The 16,251-nt window shown below is 66.3% G+C and carries 13 protein-coding genes and 1 tRNA gene; 13 read left to right on the forward strand and 1 reads right to left on the reverse strand.

The features are described 5' to 3' along the window. Nucleotides 1-133 precede the first annotated feature (133 nt). Together recN and BBIA_RS12370 are read left to right on the forward strand one after the other, a co-directional pair. On the forward strand, nt 134-1,987 hold the full coding sequence (gene recN, locus BBIA_RS12365) for a DNA repair protein RecN (RefSeq protein ID WP_033493222.1): 1,854 nt from the start codon (nt 134-136) through the stop codon (nt 1,985-1,987). Nucleotides 1,988-2,104: 117 nt separating this feature from the next. After that, entirely contained in the window at nt 2,105-2,767 is a 663-nt protein-coding gene (locus BBIA_RS12370) for an HAD family hydrolase (RefSeq protein ID WP_033493224.1), read from the forward strand. A 19-nt stretch (nt 2,768-2,786) separates the two neighbouring features. Here the strand turns inward: BBIA_RS12370 and thrC are convergent, their stop codons facing one another. Then, entirely contained in the window at nt 2,787-4,274 is a 1,488-nt protein-coding gene (gene thrC, locus BBIA_RS12375; RefSeq protein WP_033493226.1) for a threonine synthase, read from the reverse strand. 291 nt (nt 4,275-4,565) lie between these two features. On the opposite strand from thrC, the gene glyA reads away from it, so the two are divergent. From glyA to BBIA_RS12430, 11 genes are all read left to right on the forward strand, one after another. Then, nucleotides 4,566-5,873 (forward strand): serine hydroxymethyltransferase, encoded by a 1,308-nt coding sequence (gene glyA, locus BBIA_RS12380; protein ID WP_033493228.1) that lies wholly within the window; start codon nt 4,566-4,568, stop codon nt 5,871-5,873. Nucleotides 5,874-6,002: 129 nt separating this feature from the next. Continuing rightward, a complete protein-coding gene (locus BBIA_RS12385) occupies nt 6,003-7,310 on the forward strand; it encodes a glutamate-5-semialdehyde dehydrogenase (RefSeq protein ID WP_033493230.1) in 1,308 nt (435 codons plus the stop codon). 57 nt (nt 7,311-7,367) lie between these two features. Then, complete coding sequence (locus BBIA_RS12390; protein ID WP_238548523.1) at nt 7,368-8,045, forward strand: phosphoribosylglycinamide synthetase; 678 nt, start codon at nt 7,368-7,370, stop codon at nt 8,043-8,045. Nucleotides 8,046-8,065: 20 nt separating this feature from the next. After that, on the forward strand, nt 8,066-8,734 hold the full coding sequence (nadD, locus tag BBIA_RS12395; RefSeq protein WP_152600510.1) for a nicotinate-nucleotide adenylyltransferase: 669 nt from the start codon (nt 8,066-8,068) through the stop codon (nt 8,732-8,734). Nucleotides 8,735-8,884: 150 nt separating this feature from the next. Next, on the forward strand, nt 8,885-9,907 hold the full coding sequence (locus BBIA_RS12400; RefSeq protein WP_033493232.1) for a ribose-phosphate diphosphokinase: 1,023 nt from the start codon (nt 8,885-8,887) through the stop codon (nt 9,905-9,907). Between the two features lie 101 nt (nt 9,908-10,008). Further along, nucleotides 10,009-10,079: transfer RNA gene (locus BBIA_RS12405), tRNA-Gln, on the forward strand. 127 nt (nt 10,080-10,206) lie between these two features. After that, nucleotides 10,207-11,589, forward strand: coding sequence for a bifunctional UDP-N-acetylglucosamine diphosphorylase/glucosamine-1-phosphate N-acetyltransferase GlmU (gene glmU / locus BBIA_RS12410; RefSeq protein ID WP_033493233.1), 1,383 nt, complete (start codon nt 10,207-10,209; stop codon nt 11,587-11,589). A 91-nt stretch (nt 11,590-11,680) separates the two neighbouring features. Then, nucleotides 11,681-12,106 (forward strand): ribosome silencing factor, encoded by a 426-nt coding sequence (gene rsfS / locus BBIA_RS12415; RefSeq protein WP_033493234.1) that lies wholly within the window; start codon nt 11,681-11,683, stop codon nt 12,104-12,106. Nucleotides 12,107-12,220: 114 nt separating this feature from the next. Next, the gene (locus BBIA_RS12420; protein WP_033493235.1) at nt 12,221-12,925 is read left to right on the forward strand and encodes a histidine phosphatase family protein; all 705 of its coding nucleotides are present in this window, start codon (nt 12,221-12,223) and stop codon (nt 12,923-12,925) included. 340 nt (nt 12,926-13,265) lie between these two features. Further along, nucleotides 13,266-14,531, forward strand: coding sequence for an alpha-amylase family protein (locus tag BBIA_RS12425; RefSeq protein ID WP_035138492.1), 1,266 nt, complete (start codon nt 13,266-13,268; stop codon nt 14,529-14,531). A gap of 110 nt (nt 14,532-14,641) precedes the next feature. Beyond that, entirely contained in the window at nt 14,642-16,222 is a 1,581-nt protein-coding gene (locus tag BBIA_RS12430) for an amino acid permease (RefSeq protein WP_033493292.1), read from the forward strand. Nucleotides 16,223-16,251 lie beyond the last annotated feature (29 nt).

The following is a 16,251-nucleotide window of genomic DNA, read 5'->3' on the forward strand; positions in this document are numbered from 1 at the left end:
GGGCTGCGGCCGTGCGGCACGGGCACGTGTTCCCGGAAGGCGTCGGCGACACGCTCGCCGAGCGTGCGGCCGATACCGCAGCGGTCGGTCCGGCCGACACGGCGACAGACGCGGAGAACGGAGTCATCCGCTAATGCTTGAAGAACTGGAAATCCGTGACCTTGGCCCGATCCGGCACGCGTTGCTCACGCCTGCCGCCGGCATGACGGCGATTACCGGCGAAACCGGTGCCGGCAAGTCCATGCTGCTCAGCGCGATCAAGCTCATTTCCGGCGGCACGGCCGACGCGGGGCGCGTGTCCGCCGGCGCGAAGGAATCGTGGACGCAAGGCGTGTTCGCGGTCGGCGGCGAGCATGCGCAAGATAACGCAGACGATGACGTCGCCGGCGCGGACCGTCCGACGACGGCCGAGGAACCGGCTGTCGTGCGCATCGCACGCGAGGCCGGCGTCGCGCCGCAGGACGGCGAATTGTTCCTCTCCCGCACCGTGCCGGTATCCGGACGGTCGCGCGCCGTCGTCAACGGACGGTCCGTGCCGCGTGCGCTGCTTGGCGAACTGGCCGGTGAACTGGTCACCATCCACGGGCAGGCCGACCAGCTGCGCATCGCCTCGCCCGCACGCCAACGCGAATTCCTCGACATGGTCGCCGGCGACGAGCGCGAGCTTGCCGCCTACCGCAAGGCGTGGGATGCGCTGTGCGCGCTCGACGAACGGCTCGAACGCATGGAGCATCAGGAGGCGTCCGCCCGACAACAGGCCGACTATCTGCGCGAATCCATCGAACGCATCAATCAGGCCGACCCGCAGCCGGGGGAGGACGAGGAACTCAAGGCCAAACGGTCGCGCATCGAAAACGCGGCCGACATCGCGCAAGGCGTCTCCGGCGCGCTCGCCGCGCTCGACGCGTCGCAGGTGAGCGCCGACGCGGACGAGGCAAGCGCATCCGAACTCATCAACCACGCCGTCCAGGCGCTGCGGTCGATCCGCGCTGACGGCGACTTTAACGAGCTGGCCGATCGTCTCGAATCGGTCAACGCCGACCTGTCCGACATCGTTTACTCGCTGGCGCGCGAGCTCGACGTGGAGGATAATGTCGACGATCTCGACGAGATCAACGCGCGCATCCACGAACTCGGCGAACTCACGCGGCGCTGGGGGCCGACCTTGGCCGACGTGATCGCATGGCGCGACAAGGCCGTGTTTGACGTGGAGGATCTCGACGCCTCTCCGGAGAAAGTCGCCGAACTGCGCGAGGAACGTGGTCGGCTGTTCGACGCCGCTACGGAAGCGGCCGGACGGCTGCATGACGCGCGTGTGGCCGCCGCGCAGTCGCTGGCCGCCACGGTGACGGGCGAACTTTCGTCGTTGGCGATGGACGGGGCCGCGTTGAACATCCGCGTCGCGAACCGTGCGGAGCGGCGGGGCGGCAAGGGGTCCGCCGCGGGGTCGACCGCGGACGGGTCGGCCACATGGCCGCTCGATGCGAACGGAAGCGACGACATCGCATTCCTGTTCACCCCCTATGAGGGCGCGCCCGAACTGCCTATGGGTAAAAGCGCGTCCGGCGGCGAACTGAGCCGACTCATGCTTGCCATGGAACTGTCCGCCGCCGACCGGCACGCCGGTGCCGAAACGCCCATGACGTTCATTTTCGACGAGGTCGACGCCGGCGTGGGCGGCAAAACCGCCGTCGAACTCGGACGGCGCCTCGCCCGGCTTGCACGTACCGCGCAGGTCATCGTCGTCACCCATCTGGCGCAGGTCGCCAGCTGGGCCGATGCACAGTTCGTCGTCACCAAAGAGCCGCCGGACGCCGACGACGACGCGGTCGGCGTCGTGACCACCGTCGCCGAAGTGCAAGGCGACGGGCGCGTGCGCGAGATCGCGCGCATGCTGTCCGGCTCCGAATCCGAAGCGTCGCTTGACCACGCGCGCGAACTGCTCGGCTCGTCGCAGCTGGGAGATACGGCCGACCTCGCCGCGTAGCCGCGCCCGTCCAGTCCATCCCGTTGTAAACGTTGTTTGTCATACCGCCGTCGGACCGCATCGGACCATCATTGGCAACCGCGGCAACCGTGCCAACCGCATTCAAAGGAGACTCGCATGACCGCTGACAACACCGGCAAGGCCGCCATCTTCGACCTCGACGGCACCCTGCTCGACTCTATGGGCGTGTGGGATCAGGTCGACATCGACTTCCTCGGCCGTCGCGGCATCGCGGTGCCTGACGACTACATGGCCAAGGTCGCGGCCATGCAGTTCAGGCAGATCGCCGAATACACGATCGCCCGGTTCGACCTGCCGGACACTCCGGAACAGCTTATGGACGAATGGGACGAGATGGCGCGCGTCGCCTACTCCACCGTGGTCGAGGCCAAGCCGCACGCCGTGGAGTATCTGCGGCATCTCAAGACAACCGGCGCGAAGCTCGCCGTGGCGACCTCTCTGCCGCCGGCTTTGCGCGAACCAGCGATGGAGCACGTCGGCATCCGCGGCTTCTTCGACACGGTCGTCAGCGTCGACGACGCGGGCGACGCCGGCAAGGACCAGCCCGATGTCTACCTGCTCGCCGCATCCCGCCTCGGCGTCGCGCCCGCCGACTGCACCGTGTTCGAGGACCTGCTCGTCGGCGTGCAAACCGCCAAATCCATCGGCATGACCGTCTGGGCCATGCACGACGACTCGTCCGACGCCGACTGGCCCGCCATCTGCGACGCCGCCGACGGAGTCCTCTTCGACTTCGCCGACGCGCCGCAGCTCCTGTAGACGCTAGATCACCGTCAGATCACAACGCCTTGGCGGCGGACTCCACGAAGCCTTCCATGCCGTCGATCGGCACAACCGTGCTGAAGCGCACGGTGGCGTGCTCGAGGCCGCGCAGCGCGGCCGGAGCCGTGGTGCCGGTCTCACGCGCGAGCACATCCATGCACTCGAAGTCGGTGCCGGTCGCGTCGAAACCGAGCGACTCGTTGACCACGCGCGGGAACTTGTACGGACTTGCGGTCGCGAGGATCACGCGCGGGGTGAGCGGATCGCGCGGCATCTGCTGCGCCACGTAGTACGCGCACGCCGTGTGCGGGTCGATCACGTAATGGTTCTTCGCCCAGCAGTCGGCGATCATCGCGCGCACCTGATCCTCGTCCGCCCAGCCGCAGCCGAACAGGTGACGGATCTTCGCGAGCACATCGTCCGGGATCTCGTATGCGCCCCACTGCTTGAGATCGTTCATAAGCATGGAGATCAGACGCGTGTCGCCCTCGGTGAAGTAGTAGAGCATGCGCTCGAGGTTCGACGAGACGAGGATGTCCATCGACGGCGAAATCGTCTGGAAGAACGGGCGCTGGCGGTTGTACGTGCCGGACGTGAGGAAGTCGAACAGCACGTTGTTCTTGTCGCTCGCCACGACCAGATGCTTGACCGGCAGGCCGAGACGCTTCGCGTAGTAGCCGGCGAGGATGTCGCCGAAGTTGCCGGTCGGCACGACGAACTCGACCTCATCGCCTGCGTTGATGACCTGCTGTTCGAGCAGCTGCGCGTACGCGGAGAAGTAGTAGACGACCTGCGGCACGAGACGGCCCACGTTGATTGAGTTCGCGCTGGAAAGCACGACGTGCGAGTCGGCGGCGAGCTTGTCGGCCAGCTCGTGGTCGCCGAAGATGCGCTTGACCGCGGACTGCGCGTCGTCGAAGTTGCCCTCGACCGCGGCGACGCTCACGTTCGAGCCGGTCTGCGTGGTCATCTGCAACTCCTGCACCTGGCTGACCTTGCCTTCCGGATAGAAGACGGTGATCGCCGTGCCCGGCGCGTCCGCGAAGCCAGCCAGCGCGGCCTTGCCCGTGTCTCCGGACGTGGCGGTGAGGATCATGATCTTCTCGTCTTTGTCGCCGCCGGCCGGTGTGGTGCGTGCCATGAACCGCGGCAGGATTTGCAGCGCGACGTCCTTGAACGCGGAGGTCGGACCGTTGAACAGTTCGAGGATGTAGTCGTCGCCGACGGGCTTGAGCGGCGTGATGCGCTCGTCCGACCACTGCGCGCCGTACGCCTCGGCGATGCACGCCTTGAGCTCGTCCTCGCCGAAGTCCGGCAGCAGCGCGTGCAGCACGTCGTATGCGATCGCCTGATACGAACGGCCGGCGAGATTCGCGACGTCGACCTTGGTCTCGCCGAGCGAATCGGTGACGAACAGGCCGCCGTCGTCGGCGATGCCTTTGCGGATGGCCTCCTTGGAGGTCAGTGAGTCGGTGGTGGAACGCGTGGAATGGAACGTGGTCATGGAAGCCCTTCGCGTAAGACGAATAACGACGATACCGATCCAGTCTATCGCCCGCGGTGGGCAGGGGAGAGGGCGGTTCCGGATGGTGAGGAGGGCAGACGGCGCCGTTCCGCGCGGGCCGTGCAGGGCCGGTTTCGTCGGCGAGCGACGAGTTTGTTCCGGACCGTTTCGGAATCGGTTTGATGAACACGTTGTCAAATATGAGCATGGAACCTGTTCGTAACATGCCATGGGTCTACACTTTGCACAACCGCAACCGCGGAATTATCGGTATTGCTGAAAGGAGCGCAGATGACTGCCTCGCCGCTTGCACAAACCCCCACCGACGCCTTCAATTCGCCGATCGCCGAAACCGATCCGGAGGTCGCCGACATCCTGACCGCCGAGCTGCACCGCCAGCAGGACGGCCTCGAGATGATCGCATCCGAAAACTTCGTGCCGCGCGCCGTCCTGCAGGCGCAGGGCTCCGTGCTCACCAACAAGTACGCCGAAGGCTATCCGGGACGCCGCTACTACGGCGGCTGCGAGCAGGTCGACAAGCTCGAGACCATCGCCCGCAACCGCGCCAAGGAGCTCTTCGGCGCCGAATACGCGAACGTGCAGCCGCACTCCGGCGCGCAGGCCAACGCTGCCGTCTATCAGGCGCTCGTCAAGCCCGGCGACACCGTCCTCGGCCTCGCGCTCGACCACGGCGGCCACCTCACCCACGGCATGAAGATCAACTTCTCCGGCCGCTTCTACCACGCCGAAGCGTACGGCGTGAACCCGGAGACGTTCCGCATCGACCCGGAGATCATCCGCCAGCGCGCCCTCGAAGTGCACCCGGCCATGATCATCGGCGGCTGGTCCGCCTACCCGCGCATCGAGGACTTCAAGGCCATGAAGGAAATCGCCGACGAGGTCGGCGCCAAGTTCTGGGTCGACATGGCCCACTTCGCCGGCCTCGTCGCCGCCGGCCTCCACCCGAGCCCGGTCCCGTACGCCGACGTCGTCTCCTCCACCGCGCACAAGACCCTCGGCGGCCCGCGCTCCGGCTTCATCCTCGCCAAGGAGGAGTACGCCAAGAAGCTCAACTCCGCCGTCTTCCCCGGCCAGCAGGGCGGTCCGCTCATGCATGTCATCGCCGGCAAGGCCGTCAGCTTCAAGGTCGCCGGCACGCAGGCGTTCAAGGACCGCATGCAGCGCACGCTCGACGGCGCGAAGATCCTCGCCGAGCGCCTGACTGCCGACGACGTGAAGGCCAACGGCATCTCCGTGCTCACCGGCGGCACCGACGTGCATCTGGTGATGGTCGACCTGCGCAACTCCGAAATGGACGGCAAGCAGGGCGAGGACCTCCTCGCCGCCTGCGGCATCACCATCAACCGCAACACCGTGCCGTTCGACCCGCGCCCGGCCTCGGTCGCCTCCGGCCTGCGCATCGGCACGTCCGCGCTCGCCACCCGCGGCTTTGGACCGAAGGAATATGAGGAGGTCGCCGACATCATCGGCACCGCGCTCGCCGCCGGCCCGTCCGCCGACGTGGACGCGCTCAAGGCCCGCGTCGACAAGCTCGTCGAGGACTTCCCGTTGTACCCGGGCCTCGATCAGGTTCACTGATTCGATTGCCCGCGCGTCCGTCCGTCGTGGCGTGACGCCGCGTATCATCAGGCTCTCCCGCGCGTGCGGGGGAGCCTTTTTTGGGCCGCGTGCCGGGTTTGCGGGCCGTATGCGCTAAGGTGGGTGGGTATGACGAATGGTGAAGAAGCCCGGGTATCCGCGGCCGTGTTCGACGCGGTGTGCGCGAAGGCCGATGCGGCCGCCCGCGCGCAGAAAACGCTCTCCCGCGCGAACGCCGAATCCAAGAACGAACTACTGCTGGCGATCGCCGACGCGCTCGACGCTCGCGCCGACGAAATCGCGGGCGCCAACGAGCTTGACATGATCGAATCGCGCGACGCCGGCATGGACGCCGGCAAACTCGACCGGCTGTTGTTCGACGTGCCGCGCGTGGCAGCCGCCGCGCAGGGCGTGCGCCACGTCGCCACCTTGCCCGACCCGATTGGCGAAATCGTGCGCGGTTACAATCTGCCGAACGGGCTGCGCCTGCAGCAGACGCGCGTCCCGCTCGGTGTCATCGGCATGATCTACGAGGCGCGTCCGAACGTGACCGTCGACGTCGCGTCGCTGTGCCTCAAATCGGGCAACGCGGCGATCCTGCGCGGCGGACACGCGGCCGAGCGCACCAACGCGGCGACTCTGGCGATCATCCGCGACGTGCTCGCTGCGCACGGCTTCGACCCGGCGCTTGTCGACACGGTCGACGAGTACGGCCGCGACGGCGCCACCGCCATGATGGAGGCGCGCGGCCACATCGACGTGCTCGTGCCGCGCGGGGGAGCGGGGCTCATCCAGGCCGTCGTGCGCAACTCCAAAGTACCGGTCATCGAAACGGGCGCCGGCAACGTGCACATCTACGTCGACAAGTCCGGCGATCTCGGCAAGGCGATCCCGATCATCATCAACGCGAAAACGCAGCGCGTCGGCGTGTGCAACGCGGCCGAAAAACTGCTCGTCCACCGCGACGTGGCCGCCGATTTTCTGCCGGCCATCGCACGCGCGCTCGCCGAAGCGAACGTCGAACTGCACGCGGACGACGCCGCGTACGGCATTATCGACGAAGCTGGCATCGACGGCGTGAACCTGCTCGCCGCGACCGACGAGGACTGGGACACCGAATATCTTGCATTGACCATGGGTGTCAAAGTCGTCGACTCGCTCGACGAGGCGATCGAGCACATCAACGCGCATTCCACCGGGCACACTGAGTCGATCATCGCCGAGGACTATTCGGCCGTCGAGGAGTTCACGGGCCGCATCGACTCGGCCGTGGTGATGGTGAACGCGTCCACGCGCTTCACCGACGGCGGCGTGTTCGGCTTCGGCGCGGAACTCGGCATCTCCACGCAGAAAATGCACGCGCGCGGACCGATGGGACTGCGCGAGATGACCACGACGAAATGGATCGGCTACGGCACGGGCCAGGTACGCGGCTGACGGCATGCGCGGGCCGGAACAGGCGTGCGAAACGACAACGACGGGAGGATAACGACGATGAGCGAAACGAACGAAACGCCGCAGGCGACGGCGCAACCGGCGGAGAGTGACGTGACGGTGCAGTCGGACGCACAGGACACGCCGGACACGCACGACGCGCAGAACGCGCGGGATGCCGCCGTGCCGACGACGGACGCCGGCACGCCCATCACCGACCTGCGTCCCGACATTGACCTCGACGACCCGCGGCTGGGGCTGAAGATCGCGGCCGAACGGCTTAGCATCGTGCGCTATGTGTTCCTCGTGCAGATCGAGGACGGCATCGCCTCCGCCGGCCAACGCGCGTCGCTCGAATACGCCGACGCCGTGCTCATCGGCTGGCCCGACGAGCATTCCGACGAGGTCGTCGACCTGCGCGACGATCAGCTGCGAACCGTGGTCGAGCAGATGCAGCTCATGGAACAGTACATCGGCCGGTTCAGCACGATGGAACGCAACGGCGACGTGGACGGCATGACCGACACGCTGATCCGCGTCACCGAGCGCGTCGCCGAAGTGCGCCGGCTGTACCAGCCCGATTTCGCGCTGCCCACGTTCGCGGAGATCCGCCGTGTCGTGCAGGATGAATGGGACGAGGACATGGGCAAGATCGACCCGCAGGAATCCGATCCGACTGCCGGTGAGATCGCGCGCGAATCCGCGGAGGAGGATCGCCAGCAGGAGGTCGAGGCGTGAGCGAGGAACTGACCCGGCGCATGTCCGACCTATCCGACGAGCCGGCCGACGTGCTGGCACCCGGCGCCGAACGCAGGCGGCTGTCCACGCGCGGCAACCTGCACGCGCGGCCGCGCATTGGCATCATGGGCGGCACATTCGACCCGATCCACAACGGCCACCTAGTGGCCGCCTCCGAAGTGGCGTGGGTGTACGACCTCGACGAGGTGCTGTTCGTGCCCACCGGCCGGCCCGTGTTCAAGCTCGACAAGAAGGTGACGAACGCAGAGGACCGGTACCTGATGACCGTGATCGCCACTGCGTCCAACCCGAAATTCACCGTTTCGCGCGTCGACATCGACCGCCCGGGCATCACATACACGATCGACACGCTGCGCGACATCCGCGCGCAGCACCCCGACGCCGAACTGTTCTTCATCACCGGCGCGGACGCGGTCGCTGAAATCATGCAGTGGAAGGACGCCGAGCACATGTGGGACCTCGCGCACTTCGTCGCGGTCACGCGCCCCGGCTATTCGTCTCCGGACGGCGTCAAACTGCCCGAAGGCAAGGTCGACACGCTCGAAATCCCCGCGCTGGCGATCTCTTCGACCGACGTGCGCCGCCGCGCCGAGCACGGAGAGCCGGTGTGGTACCTCGTGCCCGACGGCGTGGTGCAGTACATCGGCAAGCACGGCCTGTACCGGTAGGCGGCGGCTGGACGCTCGCGACCGAGGCTCGGTTGCAGTCGCGTCCGACATGCGGACGGCGTCCGCGGACGCGAACACGCGATGGCGGCCGGTCGGCGCGGACGGTTACTATGATGGCAGTCACTTCAACGAAGCCGAACGTTTGGAGATATGGTGAGCGCAATCCTTGAAGGGAAGCCCGATAAAAACCTCATCCTGGTGACTGGTCGCACGCATCCGAAGCTGGCGGCGGACGTCGCCGAACAGCTGGGGATCGACGTTCTGGAAACCACCGCATATGATTTCGCGAACGGCGAGATGTACGTGCGCTACACCGAATCGGTGCGCGGTGCGGACGTGTTCGTACTCCAGTCGCACTCGCTGCCGGTGAACAAGTCGATCATGGAACAGCTCATCATGATCGACGCGCTCAAGCGCGCTTCCGCCCGCTCCATCACTGCCGTGTGCCCGCTGCTGGGCTACTCCCGTCAGGACAAGAAGCATCGCGGCCGCGAGCCCATCTCCTGCCGTCTGGTGTTCGACCTGCTCAAGACCGCCGGTGCCGACCGCATCATGAGCGTCGACCTGCACGCCGCACAGTCGCAAGGCTTCTTCGACGGTCCGGTCGACCATCTGATCGCCATGCCGGTGCTCGTCGACTACATTCGCGACCGTTTCTCGAACCAGCTCGACAACGTCACCGTCGTCTCCCCGGACGCCGGCCGTATCCGCGTGGCCGAACAGTGGGCGCAGCGCCTCGGCGGCGGCCCGCTCGCATTCGTGCACAAAACGCGTGACATCACCCGTCCGAACCAGGCCGTCGCCAACCGCGTGGTCGGCGACGTGGCGGGCAAGGACTGCGTGCTCGTCGACGACCTGATCGACACCGCCGGCACGATCGCCGGCGCCTGCCACGTGCTCGCCGACGCGGGCGCCAAGTCCGTGACCGTGGTCGCCACGCACGGCGTGCTCTCCGGCCCGGCCATCGAACGGCTCAAGGGCTGCGGCGCACGCGAGGTCGTGCTCACCGACACCGTGCCGATCCCCGAGGAGAAGCGCTGGGACGGCCTGACCGTGCTGTCGATCGCGCCGCTGCTGGCCAGCGCCATCCGCGCCGTGTTCGAAGACGGCTCCGTGGCCGAGCTGTTCGACACGTACCCGGAGCACCACGGACAGGGCTTCCTGTTCGCCTGAGCCGGCCCGGCGGCCCGTGCCGGTCGAACGGCAAAGCCGATTTGACGTGGACGGGTCTTATGGCATAATGAACACTTGGCGGAAATTCCGGTTTTCGCCGGTCCCCCATGGTGTAATGGCAGCACACGGGTCTTTGGAACCCTTTGTCTTGGTTCGAGTCCAGGTGGGGGAACTCGACAGTCGCCCGGCTTGCGCGTCCTGCGGAACAACCGCGGACAGGCAAGCCGGGCGTTCTTGTCTGGTCAACGGTTTCACCGGCGCGCGTGGGCGCCCGGCACGAACAGAATGGGAGATTCCCGATGGCACTATCCGCCGCAATCATTCTCGCCGCGGGCGAAGGCACCCGCATGCGTTCCGCCAACCCCAAGGTGCTGCACACCTTCGCCGGCAAGACGTTCCTCAACCGCGTCATGGACTCCGTCGCCGCGCTCGAGCCGGACACGCTCGCCGTCGTCGTCCACTATCAGGCCGAACGCGTCGCCGCCGCGGCCCGCTCCTACCAGCCGAACGTCGAAATCGTCAACCAGGATGACATTCCCGGCACCGGACGCGCCGTGCAGTGTGCCATGGCTCAGCTCGAAGCCGAGCACAAGCTCAACGGCTACGTGCTCATCGCCGCATCTGACATGCCGTTGCTCGACGCCGAAACGCTGCGCGGACTCGTCGCCTTCCACGAGCAGAGCGGCAACGGTGCGACCGTGCTCACCACCATCCTCGACGACCCGACCGGCTACGGCCGCATCATCCGCGACCGCGACGGCCACGTGCTGCGCATCGTCGAACAGCGCGACGCCAACCGCAGCGAACTCGCAGTGCAGGAGGTGAACACGTCCGTGTACGTGTTCGACGCCGAACTGCTCGGCCGCGCCATCGCCGACCTCAAATCCAACAACGCGCAAGGCGAGTTCTACCTGACCGACGCGCTCGAAACCGCGCGCTCCGCCGGCACGGTGGGCGCCTTCACCGCGCCCGACCCGCTGAGCGTCGAAGGCGTGAACGATCGCGTGCAGCTCGCCGCGCTCGCCAAGGAGCACAACCGCCGCGTGTGCGAGGCATGGATGCGCTCCGGCGTGACCATCCTCGACCCCGCAACCACGTGGATCGAAGACGACGTCGAACTCGCGCGCGACGTGACCGTGCTGCCCGGCAGCTTCCTGCAGGGACACACCGTCGTCGGCGAGGCGGCCGTGATCGGCCCGTACACGACGCTCATCGACGCGACCGTCGACGCGGAAGCCGTCGTCGAACGCTCCCGCGTGCAGGAATCGCACATCGGTCGCGGCACCAACATCGGCCCGTGGACCTACCTGCGCCAGGGCAACGACTTTGGCGAGAACGCCAAGGCCGGCGCGTTCGTCGAAATGAAGAAGGCGCACATCGGCAACGGCACCAAGGTTCCGCACCTGAGCTACGTGGGCGACGCGGAACTCGGCGAACACACCAACGTGGGCGGCGGCACCATCACCGCCAACTACGACGGCGTGCACAAGAACCGCACCAAGATCGGCTCCGGTGCGCACATCGGCGCCGGCAACCTGCTCGTCGCGCCCGTCGAGGTCGGCGACAACGTCACCTCCGGCGCAGGCTCCGTGATCCGCCACAACGTGCCGAGCGACTCCATGGTCTACTCCGAGAACACGCAGCACGTCGTGGAGGGCTGGAAGCCCAAGTGGGAGCGCTGAGCGCTCCCGGTACCGCACCCGACACACGCGCACGCATACACGCATCCCGCATACACGAACACACGCAGTACACGACAGAAAGAGAACTGATTTGACCGCAGCGCAGAATTCGATCGACGCCATCCGCATTGCCGCCGAGGCGGCGGACCGGCTCAAGGCCACCGACATCGTCGCCTACGACGTGAGCGACCTGCTCGGCATCACCGACCTCATGCTCGTCGCCACCGCGGCGAACGAACGCCAGGTGCTCGCCGTCGCGCAGGAAGTCGAAAAGGACCTGTACCTCAAGTGCGACAAGCGCGACCCGCGCTCGCGCGAGGGGCTCGAGGAGGCCCAGTGGGTGCTGATCGACTACGGCGACTTCATCGTGCACGTCATGCACGAGGAGGCGCGCGCCTTCTACCGTCTCGACCGGCTGTGGAAGGACTGCCCGACCGTCGACCTCGAGCTCGCGCATCCGGAAACCAGCGGCGCCGTTGAGACGGCCGCCGAGTCCTCGGAACCGGTCGACGCCTGATTCGCATGTGGCTCCCCTCAACGCGAGGGGAGCCACTTTGGTTTTTGCTCCGGTCGGCAGATACGCAAAACCATCTCCGACTTGTTCACGATCATCTTTGCAAAGGAACCCAGCATGACTGCAACCCCTCACGTTCGTTCGCTCACACTCGTGCGCCACGGGCGCACCGCATACAATGCGCGACACTGCTTCCAAGGCCAGATCGACATCCCGCTCGACGAGGTCGGCCGCTGGCAGGTCGCCCAGACCGGAGCCGCGCTCAAGAAGCTCTACGTAGATGGCCAGCCGGACGGTCGCCGACAGCTCGTCGTCGCCTCCGACTTGAGCCGTGCGGCCGCCACTGCGCACGCGTTCGCCGACCCGCTCGGACTCGACGTGCATCTCGAACCGCGCGTGCGCGAACGCAGCTTCGGCCAGTGGGAAGGCCTCGAACTGGCCGAACTCGAGCGCAAATATCCCGAGGACTACCGTTCGTGGGCCGAATTCCGTGGCGGCGAACTCAAGTACGGTGCCGAACCGAAAGCGCATGTGGGCGCGCGCGGTGTCGAGGCAATCAACGACTGGGCGCACCGGGCCGGCGACGACACCGACCTGTTCATCTTCTCGCACGGCGCGTGGATCATGCAGACCACGCTCACCCTGCTCGGCGCGTCTGTCGCGCACCCCGACTTCGCCGACATGCTGTCCATGCGCAACGCTCACTGGGCGCGGTTCGTGCCCGCCGATATGCCCGACGGAACGCTCCGCTGGCGCATGGTCGACTACAACCACGGCCCCGCGCTCGCCGACACCGACCAGTGGGAGCATCCGGCCCTCTGATCCGTCCAGCATGAGGCTGAGCAGGTCACGCGATGGCATATTCGGCTTTACTGCCATCGCGTGACTATCCGATGGAGCATGGGACGGCATTGTGGCCTCTTCCGCCCATCCTGTGACCTTCCTATGCGGTCATGGGGTGGCTTGAATCGAGACAATTCCATCGCGTGCTCAAAGGGACAATCACGCGATGGCAGATTTTCGATATTTGCCATCGCGTGACCGTGACTCGCCCCGGTATCCGACGATTGACAGGGCAATTGACGGGACAAGCCTGACCGTAAAACCACGGCAGCGGCCTTATGCTGGAGGCGACGGCATTCGACTGAAAGGAGCGCCGGCGATGACCAATGATCCGAACCTCAACACGATCTGGTGGCAGGTGTATCCGCTCGGCTTCACCGGCGCGCCCATCCGCCCGCAATCCGACGCCGAACGCGCGGTCACGCCGCGGCTCGACATGATCACGTCGTGGCTCAACTACCTCATCGACCTCGGCGCGAACGGACTCATGCTCAACCCTGTCTTCGCTTCCACCAGCCACGGCTACGACACCGTCGACTACTACCGCATCGACCCGCGGCTCGGCGACGACGTGGCCTTCGACCGGCTCGTCGCCGCCTGCCACCAGCGCGGCATCCGCATCATGCTCGACGGCGTGTTCAACCACATCGGACGCGAATCCGACCTGTTCCAACGCGCGCTCGCCGGCGACGATCCGAACGCGGAGCGCATGTTCCGCATCGAACGCGACGCGGCTACCGGCGAAGTGACCGACTACGCGAAATTCGAAGGCAACGGTGACCTGCCGTCCTTCAACCACGACGACCCGGCCGTGGCCCGACTCGTCGGCGACGTGATGCGCCACTGGCTACGTCGCGGCGTCGACGCGTGGCGGCTCGACGCGGCCTACGCCGTGCCACCCGCGTTCTGGACGCGCGTGTTGCCCGACGTGCGCCGCGAATTCCCGCACGCATGGTTCATGGGCGAGGTCATACACGGCGATTACGCGGCCATCGCGCGCGAATCTGGCATGGACTCGGTCACGCAGTACGAGCTGTGGAAGGCGATCTGGAGTTCGATCAAATCCGGCAACTTCTGGGAACTCGACTGGTCTCTCAAACGGCACAACGAGTTCATGCGCGCGTTCACACCGCTCACGTTCGTTGGCAACCACGACGTGACACGCATCGTCAGCCAGATCGGCGAGGCGGAGGCGGCTGTGGCGATGGCCGTGCTGTTCACTGTCGGCGGCGTTCCCAGCCTGTACTACGGCGACGAGCAAGCATGGCGCGGCGTGAAGGCCGACGTGATGGGCGGCGACGACGCGGTGCGGCCCATGTTCCCTGCCACGCGCGACGGGCTCGGCCACGACGGCGAGTGGATGTTCCGCCTGCTGCAGGGCCTGATTTCGATCCGCCGACGCAACCCGTGGATGGCCCGGGCCGTGACCGAACCGACGAACGTGAGCAACCGCGCGTACTCGTACGACGTGGTCGGCACGGGGGAGGACGCCGGGCGGCGCCTGCACGTCGACCTGCGGCTCGGCGCGAAGCCGACCGCGGACATCAGCGAGAACGGCGCGAACCTGTACCACGTCGAGCACTAGGGCTCGGCCAAGAGCCGGCTGGTCGGACCGACCCGTATACTGTTCTGGGCCGTTTTACACGGTCGAACTCCGCAGCATCGCACGACGCGATCGAAACAGAGAAGAGCAGTATGAGCCAGTCCGACACCGACACCGTCACCGGTGAGGCCGCAACGGGCGCGACGCGGCAGTCGCGATCCACACAATCAGCTGACGCGGCATCCTCCGCGCCATCCTCGCCATCCGCATCATCCGCGACGACGAACGCGGCCGCAGCCACCGAACCGACCGCAACCGACCATCATCGCAAGCACGCGCTGCACACCAACCTCAAACGAGGCATGGAATCGCGGCACCTGCAGATGATCTCGCTCGGCGGCGTCATCGGCACGGGCCTGTTTTTGAGCTCCGGATACACGATCCAACAGGCCGGCCCGATCGGCACGATCCTCGCGTACGGCATCGGCGCACTCATCGTGTACCTCGTCATGCTCACGCTCGGCGAACTGTCCGTCGCGATGCCGGTCACCGGTTCGTTCCACGTGTACGCGGAACGGTTCATCGGCCCCGGCACCGGCTTCGTGATCGCCATCCAGTACTGGCTCACGTGGACGGTCGCGCTCGGCTCCGAATTCACCGCCGCCGGCCTGCTCATGCAACGGTGGTTTCCGCACACGCCCACATGGATATGGTCGGCGGCGTGTATCGTGCTCATCTTCACCGCGAACGCGCTGTCGGTGCGCTTCTTCGCCGAAGCCGAGTTCATCTTCGCGTCGATCAAGGTGTTCGCGATCTGCGCGTTCATCGCCATCGGCCTGCTTGCGATCTTCGGCATCATCCCGATCGCCGGCTACGAGCACGCGCCCATGTTCGGCAACCTCGTGCGCGACGGCATCTTCCCGAACGGGTTCATGCCCGTGTTCGCCACGATCCTCACCGTCAACTTTGCGTTCTCCGGCACAGAGCTGATCGGCGTGACCGCCGGCGAGACGCGCGACCCGGAAACCGCCGTGCCCAAGGCCATCCACACCACCCTGTGGCGCCTTGTGCTGTTCTTCATCGGCTCGATCGTGGTCATGTGCGCGCTCATCCCGTGGCGCGAGGCCGGTGTGGGCGAAAGCCCGTTCGTGCTCGTGTTCAACTCGATCGGCATCCCGTACGCGGCCGACATCATGAACTTCGTGGTCCTGACGGCCGTGCTGTCCGCCTCCAACTCTGGCCTGTACGCCTCCACGCGCATGGTGTGGTCGATGGGCAATGAGGGTATGATCCCGCGCTGGTTTGCCAAGACCAACCGCCGGGGAGTCCCGATGCTCGCCCTGTGCGCGGCCATGGCCGGCGGGTTGTTGGCGCTGTTGTCATCCGTGATCGCCGCGTCCACCGTGTATCTGGTGCTCGTGGCGCTTTCAGGCCTGTCCGCGGTGGTGGTGTGGATCGCCATCGCCTACTGCCAGATCGTGTTCCGCCGCCGCTGGATCGCCTCCGGACACGCTGTCGACGAGCTCAAGTACCGCACGCCCGGCTACCCGTACACGTCGTGGGGCGCGTTCATCCTGTGCACCGCCTCGTTCCTGCTCGTGTTCTTCGACAAAGAGCAGCGGTTCGCGCTTGTCGCCGAACTCCTGTTCATCGTGGTCTGCTACGCCGCCTACTTCGTGCAGACATGGTGGCGCAAGCGGCATCCCGCCGAGCCTGAGCTGCAGTTGCCGTAGCCTTTGCTGGTTTCTGACGGTTTCGACGG

The organism is Bifidobacterium biavatii DSM 23969 (assembly GCF_000741165.1).
Classification (GTDB): Bacteria; Actinomycetota; Actinomycetes; order Actinomycetales; family Bifidobacteriaceae; genus Bifidobacterium; species Bifidobacterium biavatii.

Excerpts from the sequence above, each read along its gene's own strand:
- recN (WP_033493222.1), top strand. The coding sequence starts at position 134 with ATGCTTGAAGAACTGGAAATCCGTGACCTTGGCCCGATCCGGCACGCG.
- BBIA_RS12370 (WP_033493224.1), top strand. The coding sequence starts at position 2,105 with ATGACCGCTGACAACACCGGCAAGGCCGCCATCTTCGACCTCGACGGC.
- thrC (WP_033493226.1), bottom strand. The coding sequence starts at position 4,274 with ATGACCACGTTCCATTCCACGCGTTCCACCACCGACTCACTGACCTCC.
- glyA (WP_033493228.1), top strand. The coding sequence starts at position 4,566 with ATGACTGCCTCGCCGCTTGCACAAACCCCCACCGACGCCTTCAATTCG.
- BBIA_RS12385 (WP_033493230.1), top strand. The coding sequence starts at position 6,003 with ATGACGAATGGTGAAGAAGCCCGGGTATCCGCGGCCGTGTTCGACGCG.
- BBIA_RS12390 (WP_238548523.1), top strand. The coding sequence starts at position 7,368 with ATGAGCGAAACGAACGAAACGCCGCAGGCGACGGCGCAACCGGCGGAG.
- nadD (WP_152600510.1), top strand. The coding sequence starts at position 8,066 with ATGTCCGACCTATCCGACGAGCCGGCCGACGTGCTGGCACCCGGCGCC.
- BBIA_RS12400 (WP_033493232.1), top strand. The coding sequence starts at position 8,885 with ATGGTGAGCGCAATCCTTGAAGGGAAGCCCGATAAAAACCTCATCCTG.
- glmU (WP_033493233.1), top strand. The coding sequence starts at position 10,207 with ATGGCACTATCCGCCGCAATCATTCTCGCCGCGGGCGAAGGCACCCGC.
- BBIA_RS12420 (WP_033493235.1), top strand. The coding sequence starts at position 12,221 with ATGACTGCAACCCCTCACGTTCGTTCGCTCACACTCGTGCGCCACGGG.
- BBIA_RS12425 (WP_035138492.1), top strand. The coding sequence starts at position 13,266 with ATGACCAATGATCCGAACCTCAACACGATCTGGTGGCAGGTGTATCCG.
- BBIA_RS12430 (WP_033493292.1), top strand. The coding sequence starts at position 14,642 with ATGAGCCAGTCCGACACCGACACCGTCACCGGTGAGGCCGCAACGGGC.